We start from the raw sequence: 19,827 nt of genomic DNA, 5'->3' as shown, positions 1-19,827 counted from the left end.
CATTTGGAGAGACCCATGCTGGGACGCACCATCGTTGCGGGACTTGTTGCAGCTTCGGCCACCGTGGCCGCGGCGGATACCCCCGTTTTGACAGTATACGCAGGCGATTATTTCAATTCCGAATGGGGCCCTGGCCCCGGGATCGAAGCCGCGTTTGAGGCCCGTTGCGACTGTGATCTGCAATACAAGACCGGCGATCTTCTGCCTCGCATCCTGTTGGAGGGCGAGCGCACAGAAGCCGACGTTGTGATCGGTCTGACATCCGACATCACCAAAAAGGCGCGCGACAGCGGGCTGTTTGCCCCACATGGCGCCGACATGTCGGCATTGACCCTGCCGGTGGACTGGACGGATGAGATCTTTCTGCCGTTCAACTATGGCCACACGGCGTTCATCTATAACAACGAACTGATCGACACCCCGCCAGCCTCGTTCGAGGCGCTGCTTGACGCGCCGGATGACCTCCGGCTGGTGATCCAGGACCCGCGGTCGTCGATTTCCGGGCTGGCGCTCGTGCTTTGGGTGCAGGCCGTCTATGGCGACGGGGCCAAGGCAGCCTGGGAAAAGCTCGCGCCGAAAATCGTGACAGTGACCAAAGGCTGGTCAGAGAGCTACGGGCTTTTCACCGATGGTGAGGCCGACATGGTGCTCAGCTACACCACATCCCCCGCCTATCACATCATTGCCGAAGAAGACCTGACCAAATCGGCGGCGATTTTCCCCGAAGGGCATTACTTCATGGTCGAACTGGTGGCGAAGCTGGCCGGCACGGACAACCCCGATCTGGCCGATCAATTCATGCAGTTCATCCTGACCGAGGAATTCCAGTCGATGATCCCGACCTCGAACTGGTCATTGCCTGCGGCGCTTCCGGTCGAAAAATGGCCCGAAGGGTTCCGCGAACTGCCGATGCCGGAAAAGGTTCTGTTCTATTCAGAAGATGAAGCGGCCTCGCTGCGGGATACAGCGATCGAAGCATGGCGCAGCGCGCTTTCGCAGTAACGCTGCCTTTCGTTTGGGCGCTTTTGGCTGCGGGGCTGGTGATCGGCCCCGTGGTTGCGGTGATTATGCGTGCCGGTGGCCTTGGCGGCCTTGGCACTCCGGAATATGCCGCCCTGTGGTTCACGATCTGGCAGGCGGCGCTGTCTGCGGCGGTGAGCGTCGTTCTGGCCATTCCGGTGGCCCGCGCCCTGTCGCGGCAACAGTTTCCCGGGCGCGGCGCATTGATCGCCCTGCTTGGCGCGCCGTTTATCCTGCCGGTGATTGTCGCGGTTCTGGGCTTGTTGGCGGTTTTTGGCGGCAATGGTCTGGTGAACCAGATCGGCGGCTGGCTGGGCCTGCCGCGCATTGATATTTACGGCTATCACGGCGTGATTCTGGCGCATGTGTTTTTCAACCTGCCGCTGGCCACACGTTTGATTTTACAGGGCTGGCTGGCGATCCCGGCAGAGCGGTTTCGCCTGGCCGCATCGCTTGATGCGCCGATGGGCCGGGTGCTGGAACGCCCGATGCTGGCGCGGATCGCGCCGGGGGCTTTTGCGGTGATCTTCGTGATTTGCCTGACGTCGTTTGCCGTGGCGCTGACGCTTGGCGGCGGGCCAAAGGCCACAACCGTGGAACTGGCGATCTATCAGGCGTTCAAATTCGATTTCGATTTGGGCAAGACCGCGACCCTGGCGCTGGTTCAACTGGCCATGGGCATGGCCGCCGCATTGGCCCTGTTCGCGCTGTCGCCGCCCGATGGGTTGGGCGCCGGGCTGGACCGGGTGCCGCAGCGCTGGGATGGGCGCGGCCGTGTGGTGCGGATCGTCGATTTCTTTTGGATCGGCTTTGCGGCGCTGTTCCTTTTGACACCGCTTGCCATGATCATTCTGTCCGGCCTGCCGGGGCTTTTTGCGCTGTCTGCGGATGTATGGTCGTCTGCGTTACGATCGCTGAGCGTTGCGCTCGGCGCGACCGCATTGACGATCCTTTTGGCCCTGCCGCTGGCCACCAAACTGGGTGAGCTGGCCGGGTTATTGGGGGTCGCCGTGTCGGGATTGGTGCTGGGCACGGGGCTTTTTCTTTTGGTGCAACCCTTCGTGCGCCCGGCAGAGGTCGCATTGCCAGTCACATTGCTGGTCAATGCACTTATGGCGCTGCCCTTTGTATTGCGTATCCTGCGGCCAGAGCTGGACGCCGCCCGAGAGGATTACGGTAGATTGGCTGCGACGCTTGGGATCACCGGCTGGGCGCTATGGCGCATCGTGCTGTTGCCGCGCCTGCGCCGCCCCTTGGGCTTTGCTGCCGGTCTGACCGCGGCGCTTTCCATGGGGGATCTTGGGGTGATCGCCCTGTTTGCCGATGGTGAACATGCCACTTTGCCCTTTCAACTCTATCAGCTGATGGCGGCCTATCGGATCGAGGCGGCACAGGGCGCGGCGCTGTTGCTGCTGATGATGAGCCTCGGGCTGTTCTGGATCTTTGACAAGGGCGGACGAGCCAATGCTTGAACTGCGTGACATCACCCTGCACCTGGAGGGCTATCACCTCGCCGCCAATGCAGAATTCAAGGGACGGTTCACCGCCCTGATCGGCCCAAGCGGGGCAGGAAAATCCACGATTCTGAACATGATCGCCGGTTTTCTACCGCCAAGTCGTGGCCAGATCCTTTGGGACAATCGCCCGCTGGATGGGTTGGCGCCGGCCAAACGCCCGGTCAGCATTCTGTTTCAGGACAACAACCTGTTCCCGCATCTGACCATTGCCGCCAATCTGGCACTGGCGTTGACCACCAAACGGCCCACCCCCGCCCAAACGGAACGGATCAACGCCGCTTTGGCGCAGGTCGGGTTGGCCGACATGGGCACAAGAAAGCCCGCCGCACTGTCCGGCGGACAGCAAAGCCGCGCGGCACTGGCGCGCGTTCTTTTACAGGACCGCCCCCTGATGATGCTGGACGAGCCGTTTTCGGCGCTTGGCCCGGCATTGCGGGCAGAGATGCTCGACCTGGTGGCGCAATTGGCGTCGGATGCGGGAATCACGGTTCTGATGGTCAGCCACGCCCCCGAAGACGCCAAGCGGGTCGCAGATCAGGTCGCGCTGGTCGCCGAAGGCCAGCTTTTCCCGCCGCAATCCACCGACCGGCTTTTTGCCGATCCACCGCCGGAATTGCGCGCCTATCTGGGCGTTTGATCTGGACCTTTGACCTGATGCCAAAGAAAAAGCCCCGCCAAAACGGGGCTTTTTACGTTCTTCAGGCTGAGCTTGCGCTCAAACCATCCGTTTACTTTGCAGCCAGTTTGGCCTGTTTCTTGATCGGCGCCCAGATGCGTTTGTTGGTCAGATAGAGCAGCACCGACAACAGCACCAGGAACAGAACACCGGTCAGACCGGCCTGTTTGCGCGCCATCATCTTCGGCTCTGCCGTCCACATCAGGAAGGCGGACACATCTTCGGCAAGGTGGTGCAGATCGGCGGAGTGGCCATCGGCAAATTCCACCAGATCGTCATCAAGCGGCGGTGCCATCGAAATCCAGCCGCCCGGAAAAGCGGTGTTTTCGTACAGCGTCACACCTGCCTCGGTCTTCTCTTCGCCGGTGTAGCCGGTCAGAAGCGAGGTGATGTACTCTGGTCCGCCCATGCCGTTGAACAGCTGGCTCAGACCGGTGCCATAAGGACCGTGGAACCCGGCGCGGGCCTTGGCCATCATCGACAGATCCGGTGCACCCGCAGCCGTGTTTTTCGGGAAGTTGTCGGTTTCCGCCGCCGGGCGATAATCGTCCAGCGCGGCATCGAAAACTTCAAAGTTCTGGGACGCATAGGCGCGCACCTGATCTTCCGGCAGTTGCGGGCCACCTTCGTCGGCCAGCGTGCGGATCGGCACATATTGCAAACCGTGGCAGGCAGAACAGACCTCGGTATAGACCTGAAGCCCGCGTTGCAGCTGCATTTGGTCAAAAGCACCAAAAGGCCCTTCGAAAGAGAAATCCACGTCGTGGATATGCCCTTCGTCGCCGGCGGCCAGGGCCGCCGAAGTTCCGATTGCCAGCGCCGCTACCGCGGAGAGGGTGAGTTGCTTGATCATCATTCTCTCGTCCTCTTACTCAGCCGGTTGCTGGGATTTACGACCAGCAGCCTTGGCGGCCTTCTTGGCCATTTTGGCATTGAAGTCGGCTTCGATGGTCTCTGGCGGGGTTTGCGGTTTCTCGATCACACCCAGAAGCGGCAGAATCACCAGGAAGTAGGCAAACCAATAGGCCGCGGCAATCAACGAGAAGGTTGCATAAGGCTCTTCTGCGGGCATGGCACCCAGCCACATCAGCGCGACAAAGTCGATCGCCAACAGCCAGAACCACCATTTGAACATCGGACGGTATTTGCCCGACCGCACAGACGAGGTATCGAGCCACGGCACGACCGCCATCACACCGATCGCCCCAAACATTGCCAACACACCAAAGAATTTCGCGTCGACGATACCGCCGGTCACAAAGCTGGCGAATTGCACGACCCACACCTCAGAGGTGAAGGCACGCAGGATTGCGTAGAACGGCAGGTAATACCATTCCGGCACGATATGCGCGGGCGTCACCAGCGGGTTGGCTTCGATATAGTTGTCCGGGTGGCCCAGATAGTTCGGCATGAAACCGACGATGGCAAAGAACACCACCAGGATCACCGCCAGGGCAAAGACATCCTTGATCACGAAATAGGGCCAGAACGGCACGGTGTCTTTTTCGGCTTCGGCTTTCGACGTGCGGCGCACCTCAACCCCTGTTGGGTTGTTGTTGCCGGTGGTGTGGAAGGCCCAGATATGCACCGCAACCAGCGCCGCAATGACGAAAGGCAGCAGATAGTGCAGCGAGAAGAAGCGGTTCAGCGTGGCATTGTCCACCGCCGGTCCGCCCAGCAGCCAAGTCTGGATCGGTTCACCAATGAAGGGGATCGCGCCAAACAGGCCGGTAATCACCGTAGCACCCCAGAACGACATCTGACCCCAAGGCAACACATACCCAAGGAAGCCGGTCGCCATCATCAACAGATAGATCAACATGCCGATGATCCATGTGATTTCGCGCGGTGCCTTGTACGAACCATAGTAAAGCCCGCGGAAGATGTGCAGATAAACCGCGATAAAGAACAGCGACGCGCCGTTCATGTGCAGATAGCGGATGAAATGGCCGCCATTCACGTTGCGCATGATATGTTCGATCGAAGCAAAGGCCAGATCTACATGCGGCGTGTAATGCATCACCAGAATGATGCCGGTGACGATTTGCAGCGCCAGACAGAATGTCAGGATAATGCCCCAGATCCACATCCAGTTCAGGTTCTTGGGCGTCGGGATCATCAGGGTATCATACATCAGCCCAACAATGGGCAGACGGGTGTGAACCCATTTTTCGATACCGGATTTCGGTTCGTAATGGTCGTGAGGAATACCAGCCATATGTCCGCTCCTTAACCCAGTTTGATTGTTGTGTCGTCTTCAAAGACGGCGGGCGGCACATGCAGGTTTTCCGGTGCCGGACCCTTGCGAATGCGCCCTGCGGTGTCGTAGTGCGAACCGTGGCAAGGGCAGAACCAACCGCCGAAATCGCCAGCGCCGTCACCCAAAGGCACACAGCCGAGGTGGGTACAAACACCCATCATCACCAGCCATTCATGCGCGTCGTCCATGGTGCGGTTCGCGTCGGTCGCGTCCACTTCGCCCTTGTTCGGGTTGCGGGCCGAGGTATCAATCAGCTGGCTCATCTCGACAGCTTCGCCTTCGGCAATCTCGTCTTCGGTACGGCGGCGAATGAACACCGGCTTGCCCAGCCATTTGACCGTCAGCTGGGTTCCGACCTCTACGCCCGACACATCAACCCGGATCGAGCTGAGCGCGCGCACATCGGCGGAAGGATTCATTTGGTTGACCAATGGCCATACCGCAGCACCTGCGGCTACGGCCCCCGCCCCTGCGGTGGCGTAGTAGAGAAAATCTCTGCGGGTGCCTTCGTGATCGTCTGCGTGGGACACGAGTGATCTCCATTTCAGCGCCAGTAGTCTGGCTGTAAATTCCCGTCCATGCCTTCCCATAGGAAAACACAGCTCTCCGGTGCGGTGTTTAGCGCCGTGCCAATTGGGCGTCCAGCGTTCAAAAGAGCGCAGGCCCCATCGCGCCGTAATGTCGCGCCAAAAACACGTTGAAATCAACCGGTCGAATGCCCAATGCGGCAGATTTCGGCATTTTTCGCTGGCCGATGCTGCGGAATTATTGCCGGGCGGCGGCCTTTGCCGCCGCGCAACGCGAATCTTTGGCGGCGGACCGCCCCCGGATCTGTCGGATCGGGTGTCACCCCTTGGGGGTGGTCGCCATCATTGAGGGACGCTGGCAAAAGGCCGCATGCCAATCCGCCAATGCGGTATACTCGGTGCGCCAGCTGCGCGCGTCATGGCGAAAATCCAGATAGGACAAGGCGCAGGCCACCGAAATCTGTCCCATATCCAACGGACCGTGCAAATGGCTGATCCAGCGGGTGTTCAACGCCGAAAGGGCGCGATCAACCTTGGTCCATTGCGCCTCGATCCAATCCTGTGATTGCTGGGCTTCGTCGCGGAACCGAATTTCATAGACCATCAGCACCGCCGCATCCATGATCGCATCCCCCGTCGCCTCAAGCGTCAGAGTGTCCCATTGGCGCTGCTGCGGATACAGGCCGCCATTAACCCGCGAATCCAGGAACCGGCAAATCACCCGGCTGTCGTAAAGTGTCGGCGCATCCGGACGCACCAGCGCCGGGATCTTGCCCACCGGATTGGCGGCGATCAATTCGGCGGACGGCCCGGCGGGCGCGGCGACAACCGCCTCGTATTCTACCGCGTTCACCTGATCGGTTTCGTGCAATGTCACCATAACCTTGCGGACAAAGGGTGACGTGCCAGCCATCAACAATTTCATGTGGAATTTCCCGGTCTGATTTCAGCCAGTTGCAAATGGCAGCCAGCATTGGAACATATATCATTCGGCCGCAGCCTAGCACCTTAGGCGTCCTTGTCCACGCCCCACATCAATGCGGACAGCGTGGCAATTTCCTGCCCCTGACCATAGGCCGCCACCCCCCCCGCCGCCCTGTCGCGCACGGCATCGGTTTTGTTCTGGCCCAGTTTCCATGTGCCATCTATCTTATCCACCACAAACCGGAACGGCGCGATCATGCGCATCATCCGGTCCAGCACCTCTGGTGTCATCTTGTCCGTCGACCAGGGTGGTTTGGGCAACAGCCGCTCTTCGAACAGCGCCGATTGCCGGTTCAGGATGTCCCACAGCCGGTCCGGCGGCAGCGGCTCCAGCCGCCCGACCAGATGCACCGCCACATAGTTCCAGGTCGGCACCTGATCCTCGACCCCGTACCAATCGGGCGAGATATAGGAATCCGGCCCGTTGACGGCGATCCGGGCGGGCATTGCCGCCTTGCAGGCCCGCGCAATGGGGTTTGAGCGAACAAGGTGCAGTTCGGCCTCGGCGCCATCTTCGGCCAACAGGAACGGCACATGGCTGAGCATCGGCGCAGCATCCGCCGCGCCAACAGCCAGCATTCCAAAGCCCCGCTCGCGCGCAAAGCCCAGGTTACGCTCCGTAGCTTCGCCACGGAAAATCGGATTTGGGTGCATTCCTCAGACCACCAATTGGTGGCCATCAAAGCCGGCAATCGTCGCTGTCACGATCTGGCCTTCTGGCTGGGGCGCGGCAAAGCGGACTTCGGCAAATTGTTCAGTACGGCCCATATTGGGATTTTCCATCAGGATCTTATGGCTGCGGCCCTGCTGGGCACCAAGATGCTGCGCCACGCGCAAGTCGCCCGCAGCCCGCAGCCGCGCAGCGCGGTCCTTGATCGCGCGGCCATTGACCTGCGGCATCCGCGCCGCCGGGGTGCCAGGACGGGGGCTATAGGGAAAGACATGCAGCCAGGTCAGGCCGCAATCCTCGACCAGTTTCAGCGAATTGTCGAACATCGCTTCGGTCTCGGTCGGGAAACCGGCAATGATATCGGCGCCATAGGTCATGTCCGGGCGTAATTTGCGCGCCTCTTCGCAAAACGCAATCGCATCATCGCGCAGGTGCCGCCGTTTCATCCGCTTCAGGATCATATCGTCACCGGCCTGCAACGACAGATGCAAATGCGGCATCAGCCGGGGTTCGGTGGCAATCGCCTCCATCAGCGCCGGATCGGCCTCTATCGAATCAATGGACGAGATCCGCAGGCGCGACAGATCCGGCACCAGCTTGAGGATGCGCCGCACCAGATCGCCCAAACGCGGCGTTGCCGGCAGGTCAGCCCCCCAGGACGTCAAATCCACCCCGGTCAACACCACCTCGTGATAGCCGCGATCCACCAGCCGCTTGATCTGGTCCACCACCACACCGGCGGGCACCGACCGCGAATTGCCCCGACCATAGGGAATGATGCAAAAGGTACAGCGATGGTCACAGCCGTTCTGCACCTGCACATAAGCGCGGGACCGCGTCCCGAATCCGTCGATCAGATGGCCGGCGGTTTCGGTGACCGACATGATGTCGTCGACCATGACCTTCTCTGTCTCGCCGACGAAATCGGCCGCCATCCCCTGCCAGGTCTCTGGCATCATCTTTTCGGTATTGCCAATCACCGCATCGACCTCTGCCATCGCGGCAAAGGTTTCGGGCTCGGTCTGGGCGGCGCATCCGGTCACGATCAGCCGTGCCTCGGGATTGTCACGCCGCAGTTTGCGAATTTCCTGGCGGGCCTTGCGCACGGCTTCGGCTGTGACGGCACAGGTGTTGACCACAACCGCGCCCTGCAAACCGGCCTCGGCGGCCAGTTCCTTCATCGCCTCGGTCTCATAAGCGTTCAAGCGACAGCCCATGGTCGAAAAGACCGGCGGCTTCACCGCAGGTTTGTGCGGGGCGTTCATTCCAGACTTTCCAAAAATTGTGTGGTCAGCGTACCGGAAAACACGTGGCTGGTCGGTCCGGTCAGCCAGAGACCTTCATCCGAGATCTCGACATGAATCAAACCGCCATCCAGCTTTATCATCACCTCGCGCCCGATCAGCCCCCTTCGATAGGCCGCCATTGCGGTGGCACAGGAGGACGAGCCCGAGGCCAGCGTCACACCAGCGCCCCGCTCCCACACCCGCATCCGCATGGCGTTTTCGCCGGTCACCGTGGCAAATTGCACATTGGTGCGTTCCGGGAACAACGGGTGATGTTCCATTTCGGCACCGCGGGTCTCCAGGTCGACCGCCATCACGTCATCGACAAAGAACGTGCAATGCGGGTTGCCCATGCCAGTGCCCACCGGATCCCCCGCGATCGGCAGGTGCAGCGTGTCCACGTCCTCTGTCAGGGGGATATCCTGCCATTCGGTCTGGGCGTGGCCCATATTGACCGCCGTGAACCCACACCCCGAATCGCGCGCCAACAGCACCCGGTCGCTGGTTTGCAGGCTCAGCTCTGTCTTGCCGGTCTCTTCCATCAGATGGCGTGCAATACAGCGCGTGGCATTGCCACATGCGGCCGAGGTTGACCCATCTGAATTATAGAAAATCAAAGCGGCATCAGCATCGCCACTTGGCAGGATGACCGCCAATTGATCGAAACCGACACCACGGTGCCGATCCGCCAGCGCCTGGGCCAGCGTCGGCGTCACGTCGACCGTTCGCGCACGCCCGTCAAGGACAACAAAATCGTTGCCCAACCCGTGCATCTTCATAAACGGCCAATTGTTTTTTTGCGCATTGCTCATAGGGCGGCATATACGCCCCTGCCCAAACTTATTCCAGTCCCATGCTTTTTTTCGCGTTTTCGGGGTTGACCCCCGCCGCCGGTCTTTCTAGATACGCCGCCAGTGGGCCGTTAGCTCAGTTGGTAGAGCAACTGACTTTTAATCAGTAGGTCGATGGTTCGAACCCATCACGGCTCACCACTTTCAACACCGATGCCTTTATGGTTTTGGGAATGGATGTGTAGCGCACCTTTGAAAGGGTGCCGTCAATTTCGCCCTTCGGGGCAATCCTTTGAAATGTGGTGACCGCTGGCGGACAAACCATGCACGCGACCGCCCTGATGGCGGTCTGGCGGCGTCTTTGCCCGCAATCAGCGCGCAATCACCACTGGCCTGTCCTTGTGGCGCAGCACCTCGAACGGGGTATCAAATACATCGCCCAGGGTTTCGGGCGTCAACAGCGCGGCACTGGCGTCATGTGCCACGATGCGCCCGTCTTTCATCGCAACAATGCGATCGGCCCATCCCGCCGCCGCGTTGATATCGTGGATCACTATCACGATGCTGCGGTCATGGCCGCGCGACAGCCCATGCAACCGCGCCATCAAATCGCGCGCATGGCGTGGATCCAGCGCATTCAGCGGCTCGTCCAGAAACATCCACGGCGTATCCTGTGCATAGGTCATGGCAATAAACGCGCGCTGACGCTGGCCGCCAGACAAGGTTTCCAAGGGCCGTTCAGCAAAATCCGTCAGAGAAAAGGCCTCCAAGGCCTCTGCGATCTTTTCCATGTCCTTGGGCCCCGGTCGCCCGCGGTGATGCGGCCAGCGGCCAAAACTGACCAGCTCGCGCACCTGCAAGCGGCTGACCACCACTGGCGTTTGCTGTAACAGGGCCACGGCACGCGCACGGGCCTCATCCCGGGCGGTGAACGGGTCCAGGCCGTCGATCTCGACACAGCCTTGTGTCGGCGTTGTCAGCCCCGCCATACAATGCAGCAGCGATGATTTCCCCGCCCCGTTCGGCCCGATCAACGCGGTGATCCCCCCCGGCGCAAGCGTCAGGTCCACATCATGCAGGATCGCCGTATCGCCGACCCCATAGCCAAGCCCGCGAACCTTGATCATAGCTGTCTCCTGCGCAGGACGAGCCACAAGAACAGCAGCCCGCCAAAGAATTCCACCACCACCGCCAGCGCCGATTGGCTGCCCAGCAGGCGTTCAAACACGAATTGCCCGGTCACAAGGATCAGCGCCCCAATCAGCGCCGCCGCCGGGATCAGCACGATATGACGGTGGGTGTCGGTCAGATGCCGCGCCAGACTGGCCGCCAAAAGGCCCAGAAACGTGATCGGCCCGACCAGCGCGGTGGAGACCGAAATCATCGCCGCCACCAGCATCAGCGCCATCAGCACCACCCGATCATGGTTCAGCCCCAGCCCCCGCGCCGTGCCCCGGCCCAATCCGGCCACATCCAGCGCCGGTGCCATGCGTAGCGCAGCGCCAATCGCCGCCATCAACACCAGCCCCGCCGCGATCAATTGGCCAAGGTCCACCCGGCCAAAGCTTGCAAACATCGCCTGTTGCACCACGGCAAATTCCGACGGGTCCATCATCCGCTGCACCATCGAGGCCAGCCCGCGCAACAACACCCCAAGGATCACCCCGGTCAGGATCATCCGGGTCACATCGCCGGCATCGCGGCGCAGCAACACGCCAAACAGCGCGGTCGCCGCCGCCATCAACACCGCCGCTTCGATCCCGAACCGCAATGCGCCGGGGATCTGCGCCGCGCCAACGCCGCCAAGGGTCACAACCAACAGCGTCTGCAAAAGCACAAACAGCGCATCAAACCCCACGATCCCCGGTGTCAGCAACCGGTTCATCGCCACCGTCTGAAACAGGATTGTGGCCGCCCCCGTCGCCGCCCCGACACAGATCAACGCCGCCAGTTTTGCGCCGCGCAGCTCCAAAATAAATCCATAAGGCGCGCGCAGGTGCCACAGCAAAAAAACCGCGCTTAACGCCACAAGCGCCAGCGCCAACCACGCCACATGTCGGTCAACCATGGGCCCGCCTCGGCGCGGCGTGAAGCAGCCACAGGAAGACCGATGCGCCAAACACGCCAAATACCGTCGCCGCCGGAATTTCAAAGGGATAGCGGATCACCCGCCCAATCACATCCGCCGCCAGCACCAGCACACTGCCGCCAAGCGCAATCAACGGCAAATTGGCGCGCAGGTTGTCGCCGCGCCAGCGCGACACCAGATTTGGCGCGACCAGTCCCACAAAGGGAAACGCCCCAACCGTCACCATGACCAATGCGGTCAACACCGACACAATCACCAACCCCAGCGCGCGGGTTTGTTTATAGTTCAGGCCCAGCGAACGCGCCTGCGCCTCGCCCAGCCCCAAAATCGTGATCCGATCCGCCACCGCATAGAGCAGCACAGCCATCCCCGCGACCGCCCAGAGCCATTCGTACCGGCCGATCATCACGCCGGAAAATTCGCCCAATTGCCATGTGCCAAGGTATTGCATCAAATCGGTCAGCCACGCGGCCCAGATGCCAATCGCACCCAGAATGCCGCCATAGACCAGCCCGACAATCGGCAACAGCATCGGGTCACTGCGCGGCACCCGTTTGGCCAGCGCGATAAACCCGGCCATCCCCGCCAATGCCGCCGCGGCGGCCACCAACATCTTGCCCGCAATCGCCATGCCCGGCGCGATCAATGTCACCGCCAGCAATCCCAGCATCGCCGCCTCGGGCGTGCCGGTCAGGGCCGGTTCGACCAGACGGTTCTGCACCACCTGTTGCACCACCACCCCGGCCAGTGCCAGCCCAGCCCCCGCCAACACCGCCGCCGCCGTGCGGGGAAACCGGCTGACCATCAAAAGCCAGCCGCCATCCCCATCCGACAACGACGCCGCGCCGATCAACAGGCTGAGACCGCTCAACCCGATCAGCGCGCATATAAGCAAAGGCCACAGTCGCAAGATTAGCTGTCCGCGCCAGCAAAGGCTGCGATCACCTCGTCCAGCGTGTGCAGGACAGACCCGGCACCGCCCGACGCAATATAAAGCGACGCCGCATCAAGATAGACGATCTGGCCCTTTTGTGCCGCTGTTGTCTTGGCAATCAACGGGTTGTCCAATGTGGCCTCGGCGGCCTGACTGTCGGCGCCAATCGCGGCGCCCCGGTCCACCACCAGCAACCAATCGGGGTTGATGTCGGCGACGAATTCAAACGAAACCGCCTCGCCGTGGGTTTCGGCCTCGACGTTTTGCGCCGCTTCTTCGATGCCGATTTCGCTGTGCAGCCAGCCAAACCGCCCGCCCCGGCCATAGGCCGACACCTTGCTGCCATTGGTCAACAGGATCAACGCCTTGCCCTTGCCTTCGACCGCGCGTTGCGCTTCTGCAAGCTTGGCGTTCAGCTCTTCGGTCAGCGCGGCGGCCTTGTCTTCGACATCGAAAATCGCGCCATAGGCCGCGATCCGCGCATGCGCCTGATCCAGCATATCATCGCCCCAAATCGTCATGTCGATCGTCGGCGCGATCTGGGACAGGTTTTCCACCTGTTCGGACGACCGGCCACCGGCCACAATCAGATCGGGCTGCATCACTGCCAACGCTTCGAAGTCGGGTTCGAACAACGTGCCAACCACCGCACCGGCCTCCATCACCGGATCAAGCCGCTTGACATAAAGTTTGTTCGGCAACCCGTCGATTTTCTGACCAAGCGCGTTGATGGTATCGACCGCTGCAACATCAAAAACCGCGATTTTTCCGGGCTTGGCCGGCACCGTCACAGCGCCGGTCGCGGTTTGCACGGAAACATCATCGGCAAAGGCCGGAACAGCGAGAGCGGCGCCCAAAAGGCCACCAAGTAGGGTCATGCGCATGGAATCACTCCTGAAGGTCAGATGCAATCGCGTGGCTGGTCCGTCTGGCATGGCTTCGCGGTATTGCGGCGGGTGTAGCGGATTGCGTTCATCGGCTGCAAGCCTTAATCTGACAGAAACAATCAGGATGAACCGCCATGCCCTTGACCGTGACTGAAACCGGCACGTTCGCCACCCCCAACGGGTCAAAATATCTCCAGCAACTGTGCAAGCATTTCGGGCACAAGGTTGATGTGGATTATGACCACCAAACCGGCACCGTGGCTTTTCCAATGGGCCCCGCAAAGATGCAGGCGGATGAGACCGGGCTGACGGTTGTGTTCACCCTGTCCAAACCCGAAGACGTGCCCGCCGCCCATAGTGTGATTGATAGCCACCTTGAAACATTCGCATTTCGCGAAGATTTCAAAGGCATGGTGTGGCAAAGCGCCTAACCCCGACACAATGCAAAACGGGCGACCCGGGGCCGCCCGTCAGCATGTCATTTTGGCCTAGAACTGCAAACTGGCCGTCAGGGTGAAGGTCCGCCCCGGTTCATTCAACGGCTCGATCGCGCTTAGATCCAGCCCGTCGCTGCTTCGGCTGGCGTAAGTCGCGTCGAACAGGTTGTCGATGCCAAGCCGGATTTCCAGCCCCTCCACCGCCGTGGGCGCATAACTGGCAAAGACATTTGCGACCTCATAGGCCGGAAGATCCAGCGACCCGATCTTGTTCTCCAGCGCGACTTCGGCATTGCCGCCGATCCGCCATTCGTCGCTCAGGTCATACCCGGCCTCCAAGGCAATGATATGCCCCATCGGACGGCCAAAGTAATAGGCCGTGGTGGCGATTTCATCGTCGTCCAGCTGCACATCCGCAAAGGTATAGTTCAGCTTGGCAAAGCCCCGCGCGCCTGTGTAGCTGATCGAACCGTCAAAGCCCTGCGACGTCATGTCGGTCAACGCACCGCGATTGCCACCGCTTGGCAAAATGGCGGATACATCGTTGATTTCAGTATGGAACAAAGCCCCGCCAAAGGCCCAGGGCCCGGTGTCATAGCGCAAACCAATGCGCGCCGAATGCGCCCGCGTCGAGGCGAAGCCATCATAGTTCCAATCCGTGCGATAGTTCACGAGGGCGGCCTCGCCCAGCGCGAACCCGCCCCAGGTCGAGGCGATCCCGGCGTTCAGCGACAGACCGTCCGTCAACAGAACGTCAACAGCGGCGTTCACACTTGCGCCGCCCTCTTCGAAATCGCTGCCGTCAGCCCCCTCGAAACGCTGGAAATCATATCGTCCGCCGTAGCTGACCGAGATGCGGTCGGTCAAATCCTGGCGCGCCTGTGCAAAAAGACCAAGGTTGAAGCGGCTTTCCGCGCCATCGGCCCCTTCGGTTGCTTCGGCGGTTTCGTCAAAGAAATCCATACCTGCGGTCACGGTGCCATTGCCCAGTTGCCATTCGTTTTTGGCCGTGCCTGACAGGCTTTTGTTCACGCCGGTGACGTCGCCAACATCCACTTCCTGCTCGTTATAGGTCAGTTGCAGATAGGGCGCGAAATTGCCCTGTGGCTGCGTGTCACTATAGGTCAAGGTATAAGAGCTGCGGCGCGCATAGCCGTCGATGATGTCGGTCGGGCGCGCGGGGCTGGTCAACCCGGCGAAATCCGAGCGAATGAAGCCCCCCTGCGATGCGCGCGGGCCGGTGTCTTCGGTTTGGGACGCGGAAAAGGCCAGCCGCTTGCCGGTGTCGGTGGTGAAGCCCAGCTTGACCATATAATCCGACAGCTCTGCGCCGGTGCCGTCGATGCGGTCGCCATCGCCGTCTTCGTAGTCGTCGCCTTCTTGCAGTGTCCCGCTGAGCAGCCAGTCAAAACCGCCCGTCACACCATAGAGCGCAAGCGAACTGCGCAGCCCCGTTCCATTGGTGCCCGTCGTCAGCGACAGCCGCCCGCCAAAGGTGTCATCCGGCGCAAGAAGGTCGCCGGCGTCTTTGGTGGTATAGGCCAATGCGCCGCCAAGCGCGCCGGGGCCCGCATCCGCTGGCGCCAGCCCCTCGCTGACCGCGACCGACTTCAACAACGCGGGATCAAGCAGAACGTTGCCAGTGTGGTGAAAGGCGCCCTTGTTTTGACGTGCCCCGTCGATGGTGACCGCCAATTGGCTTTCTTCGATCCCGTTCACCATGACCTTTTGCGCCATCGCCGCGCCACCGCTGACCGACACCGAAGATTCGCCAACAAACACGTCCTTGACGGTCGATGGGTTGCGATCGGCAAGCTCTTCTTCGGTGATCTCGTCATTGCCCAACAGGTTCTGTGCCGCGGCCAGATCAATACGCAACGTCCCAAGGAAAAGCGGATCGGCGTCCTGGGCCGCAACAGTGCCAGCACAGAGGCAGGTTCCAAGCAGCAACACGCTGCGTGATCTCAGATGGTTCATTCTGTTCCCTTTTCAGTTTTTCACGTGGCTGGTGACCGATGAGGGAACGGTAGTCTGGCTGCGATCATTTTGGCCGCAAATACCTTAGTATTTTTGTAGGATCAAGGTCAGGCAGACAGAATTACGCTATGGCGCAGCATGAATTGCATTGCGCGCCCGGAGCATTGTTCGCAGATTGCGTCAAACCGCCCTCACCCCGAAACATGCCATTCCCAGACGCGGACCACGCCAGAGATGGCCCGCAAGGGTTCCATCCAAGCAACTGATGCAAAATCTGTTTGCCGGATGGATTGCGAAATCAACGACGATGCTGTCATGGTCAAAACAACCAGTCACCAAGAGGTTTGAGCGCGTGTTGCCAGCCAGATCGTCACCGAAACCGGCTCAAATCATCCTCTTTGGAACAAGACATGTGCACAGCCATGCCTTGGACGGTTTGTTGCGTGACCGGGTGAAGGACAGCCATGACTAACGAGATCCGTAAAACCCTGAACCGCCATCTCTGGCGCGCCGTCACTCTGGCCGCCTTGTTCGGTTTTGGCGCCCTGCTCCTGTTGCCCGCCGCCCGCGCGAGCCTCGACACCGGCGTCACTTCCAGCGCCTTGCTGCCCTTCGCGGCCTTGGTCGGCGGAACGCTCTGCGCCGCATTCTGGGCGATTCATGTGCGCAGGCGGCAAATACGGCATCGCAATCTGGCAAACGCATTGCACAGCTTGCAGCAGGAAACGGACCCCGATGTCATTCTTGCGGGGCTTCGCAACCTGCCTGAACTGGACCACCACCCGCTTTTCGGGCCGTTGATCCACCATCACCGCCCCGCGATTGAAGCGCAGCTGGAGCGGGCCAAAGAGGCACAAACCAAAAGACGGCGTGGCGAAGCCCTGAAAGACCAATTTGCCAAAATGCGCAAAAGAGCCTTGTCGCGGATCGCGGCATCCAGGGCCGCGCATCCCAAACTGTCAGCACGGGATGCGGCTGTGCAGAACCTGAAATACGTCAAGGCGCGCAGAAGGCAGCTGGAACTTGATGTCGAAGACATCCTCAAGGATGCGTCCTGGTGGCAGAAGCTGAACTACGATTATCCCGACTATCGCAAAATGGATCGTGATATCGAAAAGCTGGAGGCGGATGTGCGGTATTTCCTTGCAAGCAATGCCGCTGCGATCAAGACAGCAGAATCCCAATTCGACAGCGCCAAGGCCCGCGCCGAGGAACGATTGGCCACCTCTCAGGCCCGCGCGGCCCTTGCCATCCCCGAGGCACGCAATGTTCCGTTTGACGATGACGCCCTGGCCCAGCATGCGCTCATGCTCGGCGCGCTGTCGCTGCCGGTGTCGGCCTGGAATGATGTCGCGCAGGCCAACGCGGTCTTTGACGCGCTGCGTTCGGTGAATGGCAATTATGCCGGGCTGACGGATTTCGAAATTTGGCTGCAATGTCTGACCATGCCCAGCGAAAGTCTGGTCGGCCTGACTGCGCTGACAAAGGGTGCGCTGTTCGAAAGCCATGTCGCCGATGCCACCGGCGGCACCCTGCACGCCCATTTCAACACGCCCGACACCGATATCGTTGTCGATGGCGTGGCATATCAGATCAAGGCAACCGACAGCGTGGCCTATATCGAAAGCGTGGATCCGGCGATCCCCGTGATCGCAACAAGTGAGGTCGCCGAAGCAACCGGCGCAATTGATGGCGGGATCAGCAATGTAGAGCTGGATACCGCCGCCTCTCTGGCCCTTGGCGGGACTGTCATCGACGTTGCCGATGCGGGCGCCGACGCGGTCCTGAGCGGGCTGGGTGGTCTTGGCATCCTCGCCTCTTTGCGCGGCATAAACCACGCCATCGACCAACATCGCGCAGGCATGGACAAGGCAGAGGCCATCGAAGAGGGCATTGGCGTTGCCATCACCGGATCGCTCAAGGCGACCGTTGATCTGGCAGAAATGGGATACAAGGTCGCCACCTCACGCCCGAGCCGGTTTGTCGGCAGACAACTCAAGAAAGTTGTTGATCGAATCGATGCGGACCCAGACGACGAACCCGTGACAGCCGGGCGCCCAAAACAGCAGTGATCCTGACGATATGTTCCGCGCGATTTCCGAAGCCAAGGCGACCGCGGGCTTCGCTTGGGTTTGGGATGGCCCGCCGCCCACAAGACGCCTTCCCCCGCCCTGCACTTTGGCAAACTCAATCTTCCCAAGCCCCCCGGCCCCCAGGCGCATGCCTGCGCTACGTCAGAATGATGCTTCCAACGGCTGTGCCGATGCCCGCACAGCTGCTGCACAAATGTTCGAGCTGGGTTTGCGGAAATCAGGCATGCAATAGGACACATCCCTAACGGCCGGTTTCTGTAACGCAATTGCTTGGGATGGTTTTAGTGGTGCCCCCACACGGAGCGACACCACACGCCTGCATGTTGATATCAAAGGGATATTATCGCCCGAATTGCCCTTTGTGTAGAGAAATGTGGATACAGGTTTGGCTGGGCAAAAAACAGATAGAGACGGAAGCGGCGGGAACGTTTGCCTTGTGCTCCAGAGTTCCGCACCGATAATCGCTGTATAAATTGTACGGTATGTATGAGGTATACCCCTTGGTTTTCCCCATGAGGGTCCCGAAGGCTGGGCTTTTACCGTGCCGGTTATCCCGCGCCTCAACGTCCAACCGCTGAAAGAACTCTCTTCGGGTTCCCGAGGACTGCCATTCCGGGGTCGCATGGAGACTGGCAAGGCGTCCGCTCATTGTTCGTTCGGCTCCAACGACTATCGCCCCATCCCCTCCAACAAACCCTTGGAAGGGATCGCCGCAAGGGCCACACCTACGCGCTCACTGCTTCGTCTTCGATGTCATCATCAAAGTCGTCCTGTTCCATCTCCTCGGGTATCTCGAAGTAGTGGCTATCGAGCATCCTTCTAAGGAAGATTGGGTGCCGCTGCGACAACAGCAATGCAAAAGCATCCCATTTCTTTGTCCATTTCTGCCCGAATGTTTTCCGCAGCCGTTCTTCGATGAAATCGGCTTCGCGCAGCATGACGCCAAGAAGTTCATCTTCCGTCATTGCACTCATATCCGGTTTCTCATCTGCCGCGCCCTTCCGGGCATATGCCCAACCGGCCTGCATCATCCCAGCCACCGACCATCGCCGGTCCTTAAGCTTGAAGTACACCTTCCGCATGTTCTGCGCCGTGCCCTTGCTCACGCCGGTCCGATCTTGGATAAACCCATAACTGCGCGTCGGGTCTTCCACTGTCAGCTTCCAAGCAAGGTCGCGCCGGTCAATGTCTTCGGACGCGTTCCTAATCTTGGCGTTATCCTCGTGTGCAGCGCGTTCCGCATCATCCACCGTATCGGCCACCACCACGGCAACCGAAACCTTGAAAGCGGCCTCTGGTATCTGTTTGGCTTCGGCAAACTGGCGATAGGCTTCCAATCGGTGATGCCCATCAAGCAGCACCCAACGCTTTCCGGTCCACCATACTCGCACAGGGTCAAGCTGCCGTCCTTGACGCAACAGGCTCAGAAGCTTGGCCACCGTTTCGTCGAATCGCTGCAAGCTCCCTGCCAGTGTCCGCATTTGGAACACATGGGGTTCTTGGGTCAGCACCCCCAAGGACAGAGTTCGGGGGCGTTTGGGCGTCGGGGAAGCGCCTTCGCGCAACTCCGTTTTCAGGCGCATCTTTGCCTGTGTTCAGCGCTGACCTGCCCCCTGCTGGTCCCTCATTCATAATGAGAGTCTGCAGGTTGAATCTGGGTATTCGGCTTCCGCGTCTGA

18 protein-coding genes and 1 tRNA gene are annotated in these 19,827 nt (G+C 60.4%); 6 read left to right on the top strand and 13 right to left on the bottom strand.

Annotated elements, in window-relative coordinates:
- Positions 1-18: 18 nt before the first annotated feature.
- From Q4577_RS07615 to Q4577_RS07605, 3 genes are read left to right on the top strand one after another with little or no spacing between them, the layout of a single operon-like run.
- Complete coding sequence (locus Q4577_RS07615) at positions 19-1,002, top strand: thiamine ABC transporter substrate binding subunit (RefSeq protein ID WP_303469360.1); 984 nt, start codon at positions 19-21, stop codon at positions 1,000-1,002.
- On the top strand, positions 978-2,492 hold the full coding sequence (locus tag Q4577_RS07610) for a thiamine/thiamine pyrophosphate ABC transporter permease ThiP (protein ID WP_303469129.1): 1,515 nt from the start codon (positions 978-980) through the stop codon (positions 2,490-2,492). The genes Q4577_RS07615 and Q4577_RS07610 overlap by 25 nt, the downstream gene beginning before the upstream one ends.
- Positions 2,485-3,174, top strand: a complete 690-nt coding sequence (locus Q4577_RS07605) for an ATP-binding cassette domain-containing protein (protein ID WP_303469127.1) — start codon at positions 2,485-2,487, stop codon at positions 3,172-3,174. Before Q4577_RS07610 ends, Q4577_RS07605 begins: the two co-directional genes overlap by 8 nt.
- 91 nt (positions 3,175-3,265) lie before the next feature.
- Here the strand turns inward: Q4577_RS07605 and Q4577_RS07600 are convergent, their stop codons facing one another.
- The 7 genes from Q4577_RS07600 to dapF all read right to left on the bottom strand — a co-directional run bounded on the left by Q4577_RS07600 (position 3,266) and on the right by dapF (position 9,752).
- A complete protein-coding gene (locus Q4577_RS07600; RefSeq protein ID WP_303469359.1) occupies positions 3,266-4,066 on the bottom strand; it encodes a cytochrome c1 in 801 nt (266 codons plus the stop codon).
- 15 nt (positions 4,067-4,081) lie between these two features.
- Positions 4,082-5,431 carry a cytochrome b gene (petB, locus tag Q4577_RS07595; RefSeq protein WP_244687999.1) on the bottom strand — a complete coding sequence of 450 codons (1,350 nt, stop codon included), beginning with the start codon at positions 5,429-5,431 and terminating at the stop codon, positions 4,082-4,084.
- A gap of 11 nt (positions 5,432-5,442) precedes the next feature.
- Positions 5,443-6,003: a ubiquinol-cytochrome c reductase iron-sulfur subunit gene (petA, locus tag Q4577_RS07590; RefSeq protein WP_244687996.1), complete on the bottom strand. Its 561-nt coding sequence runs from the start codon at positions 6,001-6,003 to the stop codon at positions 5,443-5,445.
- A gap of 316 nt (positions 6,004-6,319) precedes the next feature.
- Positions 6,320-6,925, bottom strand: a complete 606-nt coding sequence (locus tag Q4577_RS07585) for a glutathione S-transferase (protein ID WP_303469125.1) — start codon at positions 6,923-6,925, stop codon at positions 6,320-6,322.
- A gap of 83 nt (positions 6,926-7,008) precedes the next feature.
- The gene (locus tag Q4577_RS07580) at positions 7,009-7,638 is read right to left on the bottom strand and encodes an FMN-binding negative transcriptional regulator (protein ID WP_303469123.1); all 630 of its coding nucleotides are present in this window, start codon (positions 7,636-7,638) and stop codon (positions 7,009-7,011) included.
- A gap of 3 nt (positions 7,639-7,641) precedes the next feature.
- Positions 7,642-8,895 carry a tRNA (N(6)-L-threonylcarbamoyladenosine(37)-C(2))-methylthiotransferase MtaB gene (mtaB, locus tag Q4577_RS07575; RefSeq protein WP_303469358.1) on the bottom strand — a complete coding sequence of 418 codons (1,254 nt, stop codon included), beginning with the start codon at positions 8,893-8,895 and terminating at the stop codon, positions 7,642-7,644.
- A gap of 20 nt (positions 8,896-8,915) precedes the next feature.
- Complete coding sequence (dapF, locus tag Q4577_RS07570; RefSeq protein ID WP_303469122.1) at positions 8,916-9,752, bottom strand: diaminopimelate epimerase; 837 nt, start codon at positions 9,750-9,752, stop codon at positions 8,916-8,918.
- Positions 9,753-9,856: 104 nt separating this feature from the next.
- Between dapF and Q4577_RS07565 the strand changes: the two genes are divergently transcribed.
- Positions 9,857-9,932, top strand: a tRNA-Lys gene (locus Q4577_RS07565).
- A 170-nt stretch (positions 9,933-10,102) separates the two neighbouring features.
- On the opposite strand, the gene Q4577_RS07560 is transcribed toward Q4577_RS07565, so the two are convergent.
- From Q4577_RS07560 to Q4577_RS07545, 4 genes are read right to left on the bottom strand one after another with little or no spacing between them, the layout of a single operon-like run.
- The gene (locus tag Q4577_RS07560) at positions 10,103-10,858 is read right to left on the bottom strand and encodes an ABC transporter ATP-binding protein (RefSeq protein ID WP_303469120.1); all 756 of its coding nucleotides are present in this window, start codon (positions 10,856-10,858) and stop codon (positions 10,103-10,105) included.
- Entirely contained in the window at positions 10,855-11,799 is a 945-nt protein-coding gene (locus Q4577_RS07555; RefSeq protein ID WP_303469119.1) for an iron chelate uptake ABC transporter family permease subunit, read from the bottom strand. The genes Q4577_RS07560 and Q4577_RS07555 overlap by 4 nt, the downstream gene beginning before the upstream one ends.
- The gene (locus Q4577_RS07550) at positions 11,792-12,730 is read right to left on the bottom strand and encodes an iron chelate uptake ABC transporter family permease subunit (protein WP_303469118.1); all 939 of its coding nucleotides are present in this window, start codon (positions 12,728-12,730) and stop codon (positions 11,792-11,794) included. Before Q4577_RS07550 ends, Q4577_RS07555 begins: the two co-directional genes overlap by 8 nt.
- Positions 12,731-12,732: 2 nt before the next feature.
- Positions 12,733-13,638: a siderophore ABC transporter substrate-binding protein gene (locus Q4577_RS07545; RefSeq protein ID WP_303469116.1), complete on the bottom strand. Its 906-nt coding sequence runs from the start codon at positions 13,636-13,638 to the stop codon at positions 12,733-12,735.
- 137 nt (positions 13,639-13,775) lie between these two features.
- On the opposite strand from Q4577_RS07545, the gene Q4577_RS07540 reads away from it, so the two are divergent.
- The gene (locus Q4577_RS07540; RefSeq protein WP_303469115.1) at positions 13,776-14,072 is read left to right on the top strand and encodes a DUF2218 domain-containing protein; all 297 of its coding nucleotides are present in this window, start codon (positions 13,776-13,778) and stop codon (positions 14,070-14,072) included.
- Positions 14,073-14,129: 57 nt separating this feature from the next.
- Here Q4577_RS07540 and Q4577_RS07535 read toward each other — a convergent pair whose 3' ends face one another.
- Positions 14,130-16,055 carry a TonB-dependent receptor gene (locus Q4577_RS07535; RefSeq protein WP_303469113.1) on the bottom strand — a complete coding sequence of 642 codons (1,926 nt, stop codon included), beginning with the start codon at positions 16,053-16,055 and terminating at the stop codon, positions 14,130-14,132.
- A 464-nt stretch (positions 16,056-16,519) separates the two neighbouring features.
- Here Q4577_RS07535 and Q4577_RS07530 point away from each other — a divergent pair, with 464 nt between their 5' ends.
- On the top strand, positions 16,520-18,127 hold the full coding sequence (locus Q4577_RS07530; protein WP_303469112.1) for a hypothetical protein: 1,608 nt from the start codon (positions 16,520-16,522) through the stop codon (positions 18,125-18,127).
- 746 nt (positions 18,128-18,873) lie between these two features.
- Here Q4577_RS07530 and Q4577_RS07525 read toward each other — a convergent pair.
- Positions 18,874-19,731, bottom strand: a complete 858-nt coding sequence (locus Q4577_RS07525; protein WP_303469110.1) for a ParB/Srx family N-terminal domain-containing protein — start codon at positions 19,729-19,731, stop codon at positions 18,874-18,876.
- Between the last annotated feature and the right edge of the window lie 96 nt (positions 19,732-19,827).

Source organism: Marinovum sp. 2_MG-2023 (assembly GCF_030548265.1).
Taxonomy (GTDB): domain Bacteria; phylum Pseudomonadota; class Alphaproteobacteria; order Rhodobacterales; family Rhodobacteraceae; genus Marinovum.
The sequence above is the reverse complement of the archived record's forward strand: the minus strand, read 5'-3'. Positions and strand labels throughout refer to the sequence as shown.